Annotated in this window: 15 protein-coding genes; 14 read left to right on the plus strand and 1 reads right to left on the minus strand. The window is 26.7% G+C overall.

Annotated elements, in window-relative coordinates:
* The first annotated feature begins 13 nt into the window (after positions 1-13).
* From NSA50_RS05020 to NSA50_RS05030, 3 genes are all read left to right on the plus strand, one after another.
* Complete coding sequence (locus tag NSA50_RS05020) at positions 14-2,224, plus strand: pLS20_p028 family conjugation system transmembrane protein (protein WP_257443414.1); 2,211 nt, start codon at positions 14-16, stop codon at positions 2,222-2,224.
* Positions 2,224-2,517 carry a DUF5592 family protein gene (locus NSA50_RS05025; RefSeq protein ID WP_257443416.1) on the plus strand — a complete coding sequence of 98 codons (294 nt, stop codon included), beginning with the start codon at positions 2,224-2,226 and terminating at the stop codon, positions 2,515-2,517. The genes NSA50_RS05020 and NSA50_RS05025 overlap by 1 nt, the downstream gene beginning before the upstream one ends.
* Positions 2,518-2,592: 75 nt before the next feature.
* Positions 2,593-3,249, plus strand: coding sequence for a hypothetical protein (locus NSA50_RS05030; RefSeq protein WP_257443418.1), 657 nt, complete (start codon positions 2,593-2,595; stop codon positions 3,247-3,249).
* Between the two features lie 23 nt (positions 3,250-3,272).
* On the opposite strand, the gene NSA50_RS05035 is transcribed toward NSA50_RS05030, so the two are convergent.
* Positions 3,273-3,812 carry a hypothetical protein gene (locus NSA50_RS05035; RefSeq protein WP_257443435.1) on the minus strand — a complete coding sequence of 180 codons (540 nt, stop codon included), beginning with the start codon at positions 3,810-3,812 and terminating at the stop codon, positions 3,273-3,275.
* Between the two features lie 55 nt (positions 3,813-3,867).
* On the opposite strand from NSA50_RS05035, the gene NSA50_RS05040 reads away from it, so the two are divergent.
* The 11 genes from NSA50_RS05040 (at position 3,868) to NSA50_RS05090 (ending at position 13,659) form a co-directional block, all read left to right on the plus strand.
* Positions 3,868-4,065: a hypothetical protein gene (locus NSA50_RS05040; RefSeq protein ID WP_257443437.1), complete on the plus strand. Its 198-nt coding sequence runs from the start codon at positions 3,868-3,870 to the stop codon at positions 4,063-4,065.
* Between the two features lie 72 nt (positions 4,066-4,137).
* Complete coding sequence (locus NSA50_RS05045; protein ID WP_257443439.1) at positions 4,138-6,033, plus strand: VirB4 family type IV secretion system protein; 1,896 nt, start codon at positions 4,138-4,140, stop codon at positions 6,031-6,033.
* Position 6,034: 1 nt separating this feature from the next.
* Positions 6,035-6,652, plus strand: coding sequence for a hypothetical protein (locus NSA50_RS05050; protein WP_257443441.1), 618 nt, complete (start codon positions 6,035-6,037; stop codon positions 6,650-6,652).
* Positions 6,630-7,817 (plus strand): C40 family peptidase, encoded by a 1,188-nt coding sequence (locus NSA50_RS05055; protein WP_374940965.1) that lies wholly within the window; start codon positions 6,630-6,632, stop codon positions 7,815-7,817. The genes NSA50_RS05050 and NSA50_RS05055 overlap by 23 nt, the downstream gene beginning before the upstream one ends.
* A gap of 15 nt (positions 7,818-7,832) precedes the next feature.
* Complete coding sequence (locus tag NSA50_RS05060; RefSeq protein ID WP_257443443.1) at positions 7,833-8,717, plus strand: coiled-coil domain-containing protein; 885 nt, start codon at positions 7,833-7,835, stop codon at positions 8,715-8,717.
* Between the two features lie 316 nt (positions 8,718-9,033).
* Positions 9,034-9,297, plus strand: a complete 264-nt coding sequence (locus tag NSA50_RS05065; protein WP_257443445.1) for a ribbon-helix-helix protein, CopG family — start codon at positions 9,034-9,036, stop codon at positions 9,295-9,297.
* Positions 9,290-9,718 carry a hypothetical protein gene (locus NSA50_RS05070; RefSeq protein ID WP_257443447.1) on the plus strand — a complete coding sequence of 143 codons (429 nt, stop codon included), beginning with the start codon at positions 9,290-9,292 and terminating at the stop codon, positions 9,716-9,718. The genes NSA50_RS05065 and NSA50_RS05070 overlap by 8 nt, the downstream gene beginning before the upstream one ends.
* Positions 9,711-11,144 (plus strand): MobP2 family relaxase, encoded by a 1,434-nt coding sequence (gene mobP2, locus NSA50_RS05075; protein WP_257443449.1) that lies wholly within the window; start codon positions 9,711-9,713, stop codon positions 11,142-11,144. Before NSA50_RS05070 ends, mobP2 begins: the two co-directional genes overlap by 8 nt.
* Before the next feature lie 25 nt (positions 11,145-11,169).
* Positions 11,170-11,376 carry a hypothetical protein gene (locus NSA50_RS05080; protein ID WP_257443451.1) on the plus strand — a complete coding sequence of 69 codons (207 nt, stop codon included), beginning with the start codon at positions 11,170-11,172 and terminating at the stop codon, positions 11,374-11,376.
* 64 nt (positions 11,377-11,440) lie between these two features.
* On the plus strand, positions 11,441-13,144 hold the full coding sequence (locus tag NSA50_RS05085; protein ID WP_257443453.1) for an ImmA/IrrE family metallo-endopeptidase: 1,704 nt from the start codon (positions 11,441-11,443) through the stop codon (positions 13,142-13,144).
* 128 nt (positions 13,145-13,272) lie between these two features.
* Positions 13,273-13,659, plus strand: coding sequence for a hypothetical protein (locus tag NSA50_RS05090; RefSeq protein ID WP_257443455.1), 387 nt, complete (start codon positions 13,273-13,275; stop codon positions 13,657-13,659).
* The last annotated feature ends 109 nt before the right edge of the window (positions 13,660-13,768 follow it).

Below are 13,768 nucleotides of genomic sequence, written 5' to 3' on the forward strand. Positions count from 1 at the left end.
GGAAAAATATAATATGGGAGAAGCAGAAGCTATAAGAATATTACTAGAGTTTTCAGATATGTTAACTCCTAGTAATATTTTTTATTTTCTCGTAAGGTTTTTAGGGTGGGGATTAATAAAATTATTAGAAATTTTAGTTAATTCTGCTCAAGGGGTATTAGATAATATAATGAAGTTTTTGAACTTCTTTGATAGTGCAGTTGTTTCAGAAATAATAGATAAAATTAAGCCTATAGCAATAGCTTTTTTAGCAATAGCATTACTTTATATATCATATCAGCTTATGATGAATAGAAAGAAGTTTGATGTAAGTAAGATACCTAGCAATATTGTTATAGCATTATTAATAGTATTCTTTTTACCTACTGCCATGAAATCTTTAGGAGATATGACTAAAGAAGGTTTTAAACTATTTACGGCAGATGATGGAACATTGGCAACTGAAATAATATCTAGTAATGTTACTGATGTGTATTTATTTGACCAAAATAATTTTGAAAGTAGAGATTTAGAACCAAGAAACAATATTGATAAAAGTAATATAACAAAGATAGACCCAACAGAAGAAATAAATAGAAGTAAGGTGAAAAATAAAAAAGTATTTGAAAATAAGTTAATACCTAGCACAAAAGGGGAAGGATATGAGTTAACTAGAATAAATGGATGGTTTAAAATCGATAGTGAATACTATCGTTGGGATATAAACTTTTTTCAGATTATTACAACCTTACTTATAACTGCATTAGTATTAATATTTACAATGGTTAAGGTTGTAAAATTAATGATAGAACTAGCCTTTGGTAAAGTATTTATAATGGGAGTAGTATTTGCAGATATAGGTAGTGGGCAAAAAACTAAACAAATACTAATGCACATATTATCTTTATATATAGCTATAATATCTGTAGGATTAACACTAGAATTATATATATTAGGTACTGCATGGATGCAAAATAGAGTTACTGGATTTGCTGGAGTAATGATTAATTTTGGAGCAGGACTTTTCGTAATAGATGGTCCTAATCTATTAGAAAAGATATTTGGTGTAGATGCAGGGCTTTCAAGTGGTGTTAGAACACTAATGGGAATAAATAGTGCTATGGATATACTAGGAAAGGTTGGTCGTGGATTAGATAAAGTTGGTGATATTGCAAAAAGTGGATTAGGAGCAGGGGTTAAAGGTTTTAGAGATGGAGTAATTCCTGATTTAGAAGATGAAATGAATAATGATGTCTTTAATCCATTACAACAATCTTTATTAGGTGATGGCAATATGAAAGAATTAAGTGATGGAAATTCTGATATAGATGATGATTTATTTAGTTCTATAGATAATACTCCTCCTAATGATATGCCACCAAATGATGGTATTATGGAAGATGATAGTTCAGACTTATATAGTAGCATAGATGATGAAAGTTTAAATAATGATGTAGATGGTAATATGTCAGATTTATATAATAAAGATATTCCTAATTTAGATGATAATATAACAAGTAGTAATTTGGGGAGTGATGACATTGCTAATACATCATTAGGAAAGGAAACTAAGAGTTTAGAAGATTTAGATAGAGATATTCCAACCTTAGATAATGAGATAGGAAATAATAAGAGTGGAATTTCTAATAAAGACTTTGGAAAAGAAGGTAAAAAGATAAATGGAATAAATAGAGATATTCCAGGATTAAATGAAGATAGAACTGATTCGAGAAGTGGTATTTATAATAGAAACATTTCCGAACTTAATGGTGGTGTAGGAAGTATAGAGTTAGGAAATAATTTTATTCAAGGAGACAACTTTACTATGGATAAGGTTGAACCGTTAAGTGGTAAAGGTAATGGAGTTACTAGCTATAATAGATTAGCAAAAGGAGAAAATAGAGAATGGACTTATGGGGAAACGTCAACACCTAACTTTAATGGTAACAGTAATACTCATACTAATGGAGAGTTTGGATCAGGTATTGATTTAAGTGCAAGAAGAAGAGTATATGACAAGCCGAATTACATTGACCCGAAAGAAACAAGAAATGTTAAAGATTTATTAGGGGGATTAATGAATTCTAAAGTTAATAATATTAAGAATAGTGAATTAGCTAATAACATGAGGACAAGTTATAAGATAGGTAACAATACTGCGAAAGATTTACGAAGATATGTAGGAATAAAAGAGCAAGAGATAAAAGATAAAATTGTAGCTGATAGAATAAGGAGGAATTTATAATGAAGTTTATTATCCCAACAGAACTTGATGTAAAAATGTCAACTAATAGATTTCCAATAACCTTTATTGATTTTGGTGTAATCATATTAGCTTTTTTAATTTCTTTCGGATTAAGAGTAGTAGTATATCCACCATTACAAATACCTTTCATTATATTTGTATTAATAACAACAACTATATTAGTATTAGATTCACCAGATAATAAAGGGAAAAAAGTATATGATAGTATAATATTAACTTTCAAGAAAGAAAAGAGTACATTTAGTAGAATTGAAAATTATGAAGAAGATTAGAATAAGATTGTTAATAAATGAATATTAAAGGTGTCCCCCGGGGACACCTTTTTATATGGGAAAGGAATGTTGAAAGTGAGTTTAAGAGAAACTTTTAATAAGAGTAAAGTTAAAAGAGCAAATAAAAAAGAACAGAAGGAATTGAAAAAAGAAGAAAAGCAAAAGGAGAAACTTAAAAAACAGAAAGAAAAAGAGGAAAAGAAAAGTCTTATAGCAGAAGATAAAAAGGTTTTTAAAGAAACAAAAGATAATCTACCTATTATTTCTTTATCTGAATATGGATACTTTAAGACTCAAACAGGTTATTTAGATATATTACAAATTGAAAGTATAGATATAAAAAGTATGAATGATGTGGAGTATCACACTTATATTTTATCCTTTACTAACTTACTACAAAGTTATACAGAAGATATGAAAATAATAGCTATGAACTATCCAGCAGATACTAGCAGACAACAAAAATATTTAATGAAGAAAATAGCACAATGTAACAATACTAATCAAATGAGCTTTTTGGAGCATAGAATGAGGCAATTAAAAACTATTGAGGATAAAAGAACTAATAGAGAATTCTTTTTAATGATATTTGCTAAAGATGATAAAGAAATGATTAATAATAAAGAACTAGCATTATCAAGCAATAGGGAACTACAAGTATTTGAAATAGATATTGAAAAGAAGATTAAAATACTTAAAAAGCTAAATAATATGAACTCTAAAGTTGATTAATAAAATTTTATTAATGTATGGAATTATAGTCCATACACTAATAAATATTCATTAAATGTATTTTTACTAATTACTTTAAACCCAAACTTTTTATAATAATTAATTAACGGATAAGAGCAATAAAGTATTAAAGGAATATTTAAGCGTTTTTGAAGCTTTATTAAATCAATTAAAAAATTAGAACCAATATGCTTACCTTGTTTTAGTGAAATTAAATAGTGTAATTCAAGAATAAATGAATTTATAGGTAATTCTTTGATAAAAGAATTTTTTGATATAGCAATTTGAGCTAGTAAAGAGTAATCTTTGTTTATTAATCTAAAACATATTTCTTTATTAATATTTTCTACAATAAAGTATTTAGATGAATCAATCCAATTCAGTAACTCCTTAATCTCTTTTAAATTATGCATTTCAGCAGTAGTGAAGAAATATTTAAATAGATGCTTATGAACTTTATTAGTATTAAAAAAGAAATAAATTTTTTTAGATAACCAAGGGAAATTATAATAGTAAGTTATTAAATCTTTTAATTCTTCAAGTTCGTTAAATTTATTAATCAATAGATTCACCTCATTAAATAGTATTTAAAAATATTATAACAAAAAGGAGAAAAGTATGGATATAACAATCAATAAAAAAGATAAATGTACCTGTGTATTTAGCAAGGTTAAAAAATGTAAAGATGAAAATGGGAATATAATGTTAAAATGTAGAAGGTGTAAGAAGATAATTTTTGTAGCAGATAAAAAAGTTAATATTAAAGAGATGATAGCAACAACTAGAACTGGATTAGGTAGAAGTGATAAGTTATAAATAGAAAAAAATAATAAATATTAAAATAGTAAGGTGTCCCCAGGGGACACCTTACTATTATGGAGGTAGATTATGAAGATAGCAGAAATCAATAGTGGATATAATCCATATTTATTAAGTGAAATTCAACCACAGGGTGGAGTTAAATTTGATGAAAATAAGATAATAAAAGGTGATGGATATGAAGCTTGTTTATATGTATATGCTTTCCCAACAGAAGTAGATCAGTTTTGGCTTAACAGTATTGTTAATATAGAAAATACTATTGCAACTATTGATATAGCAACCGAAGCTAAAGAATTAATAATAAGAAAAATAGATAAAGCTTTAGATGAACAAAATTCAAGATATAATGAAGCTGTAAAGCATAGTGATAGAAAGAAGGCTGAAAAGGAATATAGAATATTGGAGCTTTTAGCTGAGGAAGTTATGCAAAGGGGAGAAGTCATAAAACTTATAACTGTTAGAGTCTATGTATCGGCTCCAACTAGAACAGAATTAGAAGAAACTATAGATAAAGTAAGAAAGAAAATTGAAGAAGGGAAATTATTTAAAGCTATTGTATTATTAAATGAACAAAACTATGAATATCAATCATTATTTACAAGTTATGCAGTTCAAAGAGAATATGATAATAAGAGAAAATGGAAGCCAATACCTGCATTAAGTTTAGGTGCTGGACTTCCATTTCATTATACATCTATAAACGACCCAAGGGGGCTTTTTATTGGAACAACTACAACTGGTGGTAGTGTTATATTTGATTTATTTCATAATACCAATAAAAGAATATCTTATAGTTGTTTGTTAATGGGGAAACCAGGTTCAGGTAAATCATCATTAATGAAAAAGATAATTGTAAATAATATTATTTCTGGTAATTATGTAAGAAGTATTGATGTTGCTAATGAATTTAGTGCATTAGTAGAATTTTTAGGTGGAAAAGAAATATTTTTAGATGGTACTGGTGATATTGTAAATCCATTACACATATATCCAACAATTGCAGATGAAAGAACAGGAATGATATTAGAAGATAAATGCTTTGCTAGTAATTTAGCGAGATTAAATAATTTATATAGAACTTTAAAGCCTACTTGTTCTGAAGATGAAATATCAGAGTTTGAAATATTAATATGTGAGTTTTATGAGGAATTTGGAATTGAGAAAAGGAAAGCAACTCAATATAAAGCAAGTCAATATCCTATACTAGATGATTTCTTAAAGTATGTTAGAAAGCAATTGTATTTTGAAAATGGAAAGGTAAAAGAGTTAACACCTAGTAGGTTAGGAAGATTAGAAAGTATAGAGCTATTAATTTCTAAACTGATTTTAAATTATGGAGATTTATTTAATGCTCATTCAACTATAGATGATATAACGAAAGTACAATTTGTATCTTATAATTGTACTAATTTAAAGCAAATGGATAAAAGAATTTTTACAACACAATTATTTACTGCTTTAAGTTCTATATGGGGACAAGCATTAGTTGTAGGAAGAAAAGAAAAATATGATTATGAGAATGGAAATAAATCAGAAGATGAAGTTAAGAAGTTCCTTTTAGTATTAGATGAAGCACATAACTTTATAAATGTAAATAATATAGATGCAATTGAAATAGTTGAAACTGCTATTAGAGAGTTAAGAAAATTCTTTGGTGGAGTAATGTTAGCTAATCATACAATAAATGACTACGTTCCTGAAAATGCAAAGAACCATCAAGCATTAGAAAGAATTAAAAAGATATTTACAATGACACAATATAAATTTATTATGAAACAAGATACTGCTGATAAAGAACTTTTAGGAAAAGTATTTAAAGGTATTTTAAGTGAAAGTGAAATAGATAGTATTCCTAAGTTTGGAAAGGGAAGATGTATTTTAGCTATTGATGGATTATCAAATGTTTCAATGCAAGTGCAACTATCAGAAGAAGAAAAATTAATCTTTAAAGGTGGTATGTAGTATGAAGAAAAAAATTATATTAGTTTTAATTGCTTCACTTACATTAGTAAGTGGAGTTTTTATTATAAATAAAAATAAATCAGATGATTTTTATAAAGAAGATACTACTTATGTAGAAGATGAAGCTAATAAAAATGAAGGTGAAAACAAGAATGGATTAGATGAAAATTTACCTAAAGATGAAGTAGAGAATGAAAAGCTAGAAGAAAATAGCATTGAAGCTTCTAATGAAGAAATAGAAAAAACAAAAGAAATTGGATTAAGTTTTATACCGTTAATTCATAGTTATGACTTAGATAACGGACACGAAAGTAATGTGAAGAAAGCTACTGAATATGCTACTGAAAGTATGAAAGGATTTCTCATTGGTACTTTTGTTGAAAGTAAACAACCGATATTATTTAAAGACTTTTTTGCTAGAGAAGTTTATGAGGTAAATCCTATAGAGAGTAAAGTTAATGAAGATAATTCTTTAACTTGGGAGTATGAAGTAAGGTCAAATATTCTTGATAGAAATAAAGAAATTATAAACCAGGAACATAATATAGTTACATTACTTTTTGTAAAAGAAAATAATGAATGGAGAGTTGGAAATTATGCAACAACTCAATATAGGTAAAAAATATAGACAAGCTAAAAAATATAAAAAGATTATGGAGCTATTAATAAAAGGATTAATAGCTTTATTAAGTTCTACCTTTGGATTAGTAATATTAATGGGTGGAGCAATATTACTTTTTGTAGTTGGAGTTAATAGTAGTCAAGGCAATATATCTGATTTAAATGGAGAAGTTCCAAGGGAATATATACAGTATTATAATGAAGCAAGTGAAATATTTAATATTCCTAATTGGATTTTGGCTGCGGTATCAAAACAAGAAAGTAATTTTAATCCTAATGCTAGTTATGCAGGAGCACATGGAATAATGCAAATACAGAAAATAGATTTTAGTGGATTAGATTTATGGGCAAGTCATCTTAATGGAGGACTTGGAGCAGAATATAAAAAGCTAGGATATGAATTTTCAAGTGCTGATGAAATGTGGAATATTTATTTGAAAGAGCCAAGAGTTCAGATAGTAGCCGGTGCATATATACTTAGATATTATGCTAATTATGTTTTATACAGTAAAGGATATGTAAATAAATTAGATTATAACAATAATGAAAATATGAATTTAATTAATTGGAATAGTAATGAAAATGATGTTGAGTTTAGAGAAATATTACGCAGAATATTTGCCTGTTATAATGGAGGTCCAAGCTATGGAATGAGCGTAGACCTTGATAACGCACAACATAATTATCCCAATAAAGTTTTCAAATATGCTATGGAATTTAGAGATGGTGGATTAACCGGGAGTGGAACTCCAGTAGATAATGAAACAATAGAAAAAGCAATAGAAGCTGGTATGAAGTGGGTAGGAAAATCACCTTATGTATGGGGAGGCGGGAGAACACAAGCTGATGTAGATGCCGGTAGATTTGATTGTAGTTCTTTTGTTCATTATATGTATGCAAGTGCTGGTATTCAACTTGGCGATAGATCAAGTGTAGTTACATTTTCATTAGTTAATATGGGACAAAAGATAGACCCTAAAGATATGCAAAGGGGAGATATAATATTTTTTGATACCTATACTATTGATGGTCATGTAGGTGTGTATCTTGGAGATGGAAAGTTCATACATGATGGGCCTACAAATGGAGTAGAAATTGCTGATATAAACTTACCATATTGGCAACAAACTTTTAATGGAAAAGTAAGAAGAGTAGTTAATTAAATGAGGTGAATATAGATGAGTTTTGATAAAAAAATAAATAAAAAGCTAGAAGAAATTCAAAGTAAAGCTGAAAAAATAAGAAGTAAAATAAATTATAAAAGGTCATATAAATATATTCTGTTAGTAATTTTTATTGCAACAGGATATATTTTTTTTCTTTCTTCAGGAGCATTTTTTGAAACAAATAATAGGTTAACTACAACAGAATTAAATAAAAAAATAGCATTAAAAAATTCAGAAGTATTTATAAAAGAAGAACAAATTAATGAAGAAAAAAATCTGTTAGAAGTTAAATTGGGAGTGAATAAAACTAATATAAACTTTGGAAATGATTTTGAGTTTGAAGCAATAACAAGAGAAAATACAAACAAGAAATTGCCAATAGAATTTATGACAGTAGATGAAAATAATATAGTTATTTTTATTACAACACCTAAAAAGTGGAGTGCTATTGCAATGGATATTAAAGAGAAAAATGCTAAAGAAAATGGAGAAACAAGAGTATATATAGATGAAAGAATTTGCAAAAAAAACAATGAGTTAGATAAGAGAAATAAAGAAGAATATATGATAGAAAATATAGAAGTTGATATAAAAAATATAGAAGATGCTATTGTAAAATATGAAGAAGAAATTGAAGAAAAGAGAGTAACAATAGATAATACAAAAGAAGAAATTAATACCTTAGAAGGTAAGAAAGAATATTTAACAGATAAAGAAAAAGCAGAAGCTAATCAAAAAATAGATAGTCATAACAACAGTATCTATTCATTAGAAAGCTCTATAAAAGAGATAGAAAAAAATATAAATGAAGCAAAAGAAAAGCTAGAATTAGCTAATAAAAAGATGAATGATATTATAAAAAGTTTACCAGACCATCTATATAATAAGTACAGGTAAATAGAGAAAAAAGGTTATGTAAAAGTTATGCAAAAAGTTATGTGAAAGTTATGTAAAACAATATTTTGGTGTTATCAGAGAAACCCTAGGCTTTGCCTAGGTTAGCAAAGATTTGCTAACAGTTTCTCCTTATGCTCTGACTTAATTTTAGAAAGTGATATATTAAGTTTTAAATTAGTATTTTAATATATTGAAATTTAAGATTTAGATTATTACTTTCTTCTAAAATTAAGTCATTCTTTTTTGGTATTTGGTTAAGCTTTTTAAAAGCTTATTGCGATAGCAACTTAAAAAATGAATGTTAGGAGGGGGAAGTATGGATATATTAATACGAAAAGTTCCAACAAATGTTGTAGCATTAATTGATGAAAAAGCTAAAAAGAGTGGGGTAAGTAGAGAAGAGTTTTTAAGAGAACAATTATTACTTATTTCATTAGATGATGAAATAAAAAAGGTTCAAGATAGAGAAGCAATGATGATGAATAAATTATCTAAGATAATAGATTTAAATACAAAAGTAATAAGTACATTTATGAAAGAAAATTGTATAAGTTATGAGGAGGTTTTTGAAAGTGAATAAATTGAGAAAGGGATATTGTGTAAGTAAGGAAACTCATGAATATTTAATGAAGATAAAAAAAGAAAATAATTTATCATCAGTAAGTTTAGCATTAGAAATGGTAGTATCAGAACATGAGAAACGCTCAAGAATTAAAACAGAAGATACTGCAAAACTTATGGCGAAAGAAATAGGAAAAGTATTAAAAGATGATGTAGATAAATTTAAAGTAAGTTCAAGAGAAACAGATAAAAATGTTCAAATATTAATAGAAATGTTCAATGGATATTTAGTGAAATCAGGTATTAGTGATATAGTAACAACAACTGGATTAACAACAGAATTTGCTATTGAAAGTCCAGCTTTAAAAATAGCAAAAGAAGAAGTAAAGAAAAGACTACATAGAAATAAAATAATGAAAGAGAATAAGATAAATGAGTAGTCCAGCAGTAGTTTTTGTTTCAAGATTTGTACAAGCAAATGATAGAGTTTTTTCATCATATATTGATTATATAGATAGAGATGAAGCTACAAGAGCCTATAAGTTTGATGAATTTTCTCTTTATAATGATTATATGGATAATCCGGAAAAGTTAGGAAGTCTTTTTACTTCCGATAAAGATTATTTGACAGAAAAAGAAAAAAGTAATTTGAAAAATAAATTTAGATTAGCACAAAGAAATGGTAGTTTAATGTGGCAAGATGTATTCAGTTTTGATAATGAATGGTTAGTAGAGAATGGATATTATGATGAAAAAACTCATACACTTGATGAAGAAAAAATAAGGGGAGCAGTAAGAAGATGTATGAATAATAATCTTGACAAAGGTAATATGGATACTGCTATTTGGAGTGCGAGTTTTCATTATAATACAGATAATATTCACGTTCATATTGCAACAGTTGAATTAACTGATAATCCTAGGAAAAGAGGAAAACGTACTAAATCAGAACTAAGTAAAATGAAAAGTAATTTTATAAATGAATTAAGACATAGAGAAAAAGAGTATCAGAAAATTAATGAAATTATAAGAGAAAATATAATAAAAGATAGAGAAAATTTTATGTCATCTGATGATAAATTTTTAAAAGAAAAGACTTTAGAATTATTAAAAAAATTACCGGATAATAAAAGATATTGGCAGTATGGATATAACAAAATAAATAATGTAAAACCTTTAATAGATGCAATAAGTAAGCATTATATTGAAACATATCATAAAGAAGATTATAAAGAGTTAATGAAAATATTAACTTTAGAAGAAATAGAACTTAAAAGAGTTTATGGAGAAGGACAAGAAGGAAAAGAGAAAGGGAGGTATAATGATTATAAGAAGAATAAGGAAAAAGAATTATTAAAAAGAATGGGGAATTCAATTTTAAAAGAACTTAGAGATTACGTAAAGGAAGAAGAAGAAAAATTTAAAAGTAAAAAAGAAAAGGTTAAAGAGCTTGATGAAGAAAATTTTAAAGAAGACTTTAAAATTGATAGAAAAAAAGTTAATGGTTTGAAAGAGAGAAAAGGGGAGAGTGAAAATCGGGAGTTCAAAAAAGGAGATAAAGAAAAAAGAAGTTCTAAAGAAAACTTTAGAACTGATAGGGAAAAGATTAATAGGTCAAGCGAAAAAAATGAAGATATTTTAGAGCAATTTTTGCAAGAAAAGGTATTTAAAAATATTAAAGAACAATCGAAAAATAGTTTTGTAAATAGTAATAAATATAATATAAGTATTAATGCTGGAACAATGAATAGATTAAAAAAAGCAATGAAAAATGACTTTGAAAAATATATAAATCAAAGAGAATATGAAAAAGCAGAAAGAAACAGAGAGTATGAAAACGAACGATATAATGAATTTGAATTATAGAAAAAGAAAGGCTTGGAGGTAAAAGATGTTTAGTAATTTGGGAGTAGTAAGAGAAGTAATAAGTGATACTGAATTAAAAGTATACAATAGTGTTGAGAAAAAAGAAGTTATAGTAAAAGCTTCAAAAGATTATGTTACTTCAATAAAATTAGAATTAAAAGATGAAGATCACGAAACTATGATTGTTGAGTATGATTTGAAAACAAAGATTGTGAATGAAAATATTGAATAGTAAACGCCAGGTAAAACGCCTGGCGTTTTATTATACAAATTTTTAGGAAAGGAGAAAAAAATGAATGGCAAAAACATACAAAAGAAAATCACAAGAAGAAAAAGAAAAGGGAATTAATGAACTTATAGAAAAAGCAAATATAGGAATAGAGAATAGTTTTACTACTCCGGAAAGCTTAAAAGAATTTTTAAACTACATGAGTAAGTTTTATAACTATTCGCTAAGGAATGCTTCATTAATTCAAGAACAATTTCGTGGAGCATTAGCCGTAGGCTCATATGCTTTTTGGAAAGAAAAAGGTTTTACAGTTAATAAAGGTGAGAAAGGAATTAAAATTTTAGTTCCAAACAGATTAAGTGATTACTTTATTAACGAAAAAGGAGAAGAAGTTAAGTTAAAAGATGCATCAAAAGAAGAAAAGAAGTTAATAGAGCAAGGAGATATTGAAGTTAGAAAAGGGAAATTAATATTTAATCAAGGATATGTTTTTGAAGTAACACAAACTAATGCAAAAGCAGAAGATTTACCTAAAATATTTCCTGGTAGATGGCTTGATGGAGAAGTTAAAAATTATGAGTTAATGTATAAAGCTATGGAGAATATAGCAAAGAAAATAGGAGTTAAAATTATAGAGCCTAAAGATGAATTAGGTGCAGTAAAAGGTGTAAGTTATCCAGCAACAAAAGAAGTAGCTTTAAATCCTAGAAATACTAAATTACAAAATGTTAAAACGTTAATTCATGAGTTAACCCATGCGAAGCTTCATACTATGGAAACGAGAGACAACTATACTACAAATGAAAAAGAGTTCCAAGCTGAAATGGACGCATATGTAGTATGCAGCTATTTCGGATTGGATACATCAGAGTATTCATTTAGATATATAAAAGCTTGGACTGAAGGTGTAGAACTGAAGGATAAAGAAAAGTTAGTAAATGAAGTTAGAGAAACTGTTAAGGAGTACATTGAAGTTATAGAAGAAACTCTAATAAATAATAAAGAAGTATCTTTATTATTAGAGAGTGAAAATAGTTTAGAGAAGAGAGGAGAGAGAGAATATGATAAAAAATTATATGAGATAAAGGAGCAAGAAGTTATGAATAATGAAGTAGGACAAGTAAGAGAAAATGATGCTTGGAAATTAACAGATAAAGAAATAGTAGAAGCAGAAAGAATAGTAGAGTTAAATCAAATAAAGGAAAAGATTGAATATTTAATGAAAGAAAATTATGGCGACTTTATAAGAGCTATGGTATCTATTGAAAATAATATAGATGATTTAGAGATATTAGATAAAGTATATGAGAATTATATGGATAATGATTATGGATTATTAAACAATGCAATAGATAAAGCAATAGAGTTTGAGCAAGAAAACATGACTTGTATAGAAATAGAAAATACTAAGGATAAAACTGTAGAAGTAAAGTATTCAGAAGTTCCAGGATTTATTGAAGGCGAAAAGCTAACATTAGTAGAAACTATGGAAAAGTTTAAGAAGGAGGTTGAGAATGGTGCAGTAAATAAAGCTATAGAATTTACATTCTCACTTAATGAAAATATTAAATATAATGAGGAATTTATAATTGATAAAGGAACAAGTGTAGATTTAATAGAGTTTATTGATGAAAAAATAGGAGATAATTTTTATCTGCATGAATTAGTAGAAGCATATTTAAAGGACAATCATTTAGAGTTTGAACATAAAGAAATTGTATCTGAAAAAGATAAAAAAATAGAAAAATATAAAGAAAATGAATTAGAGTAGAAGTATTGAAAATACTAAGTTTAAATAAGAATTATATAAGTTTAATTACCTGGTATATTCAGGAATATTAATAAATCTAGGCTTAAAAAATGAGCCTAGATTTTGTTTTTATATAGGAGTGAAAATTGGTGGGAGAGTTAACAAAAAGCTTTAAAAAAGAAGAAGTTTATTATTTTACAAAAGAAGTTAGTAAGTTACTAGATTTATTAAATGGAACTACAATAGTTTGTAATGATAAGAAAAGAACATTTACAATAGAAAATCAAATGAATAAGATAGAAAATTTATTATATAAATATGAGCCAACGATCTATGAAGAATATTCATTAAAAACTAAATATGCTTATAACAATATGATTAAAGCTAGGAAAGAATATGATAGAGTAATTGCAAATAAGTGTTACAAGGAAACAATAGAAGAATATAAAGTGGCATATGAAACTTCAATAAAAGAATATGAAAGATTAAAGGAATACAGAAATAAATTAAAGAGTTCGTTAATAATAGAGGGATAACATTAAAGTATGAATACAATTTAAATAAAAGAAATTAGTAATACTTGTATAGTTCAGAACTCCATAAAGTATGATTTATGCCTTGATAAAGTATTGTTAAGTTAAATAT

The organism is Clostridium mucosae (assembly GCF_024622765.1).
In the GTDB taxonomy this organism is placed as follows: domain Bacteria; phylum Bacillota; class Clostridia; order Clostridiales; family Clostridiaceae; genus Clostridium.

Excerpts from the sequence above, each read along its gene's own strand:
- NSA50_RS05020 (WP_257443414.1), top strand. The coding sequence starts at position 14 with ATGGGAGAAGCAGAAGCTATAAGAATATTACTAGAGTTTTCAGATATG.
- NSA50_RS05025 (WP_257443416.1), top strand. The coding sequence starts at position 2,224 with ATGAAGTTTATTATCCCAACAGAACTTGATGTAAAAATGTCAACTAAT.
- NSA50_RS05040 (WP_257443437.1), top strand. The coding sequence starts at position 3,868 with ATGGATATAACAATCAATAAAAAAGATAAATGTACCTGTGTATTTAGC.
- NSA50_RS05045 (WP_257443439.1), top strand. The coding sequence starts at position 4,138 with ATGAAGATAGCAGAAATCAATAGTGGATATAATCCATATTTATTAAGT.
- NSA50_RS05050 (WP_257443441.1), top strand. The coding sequence starts at position 6,035 with ATGAAGAAAAAAATTATATTAGTTTTAATTGCTTCACTTACATTAGTA.
- NSA50_RS05055 (WP_374940965.1), top strand. The coding sequence starts at position 6,630 with ATGCAACAACTCAATATAGGTAAAAAATATAGACAAGCTAAAAAATAT.
- NSA50_RS05060 (WP_257443443.1), top strand. The coding sequence starts at position 7,833 with ATGAGTTTTGATAAAAAAATAAATAAAAAGCTAGAAGAAATTCAAAGT.
- NSA50_RS05065 (WP_257443445.1), top strand. The coding sequence starts at position 9,034 with ATGGATATATTAATACGAAAAGTTCCAACAAATGTTGTAGCATTAATT.
- mobP2 (WP_257443449.1), top strand. The coding sequence starts at position 9,711 with ATGAGTAGTCCAGCAGTAGTTTTTGTTTCAAGATTTGTACAAGCAAAT.
- NSA50_RS05080 (WP_257443451.1), top strand. The coding sequence starts at position 11,170 with ATGTTTAGTAATTTGGGAGTAGTAAGAGAAGTAATAAGTGATACTGAA.
- NSA50_RS05085 (WP_257443453.1), top strand. The coding sequence starts at position 11,441 with ATGGCAAAAACATACAAAAGAAAATCACAAGAAGAAAAAGAAAAGGGA.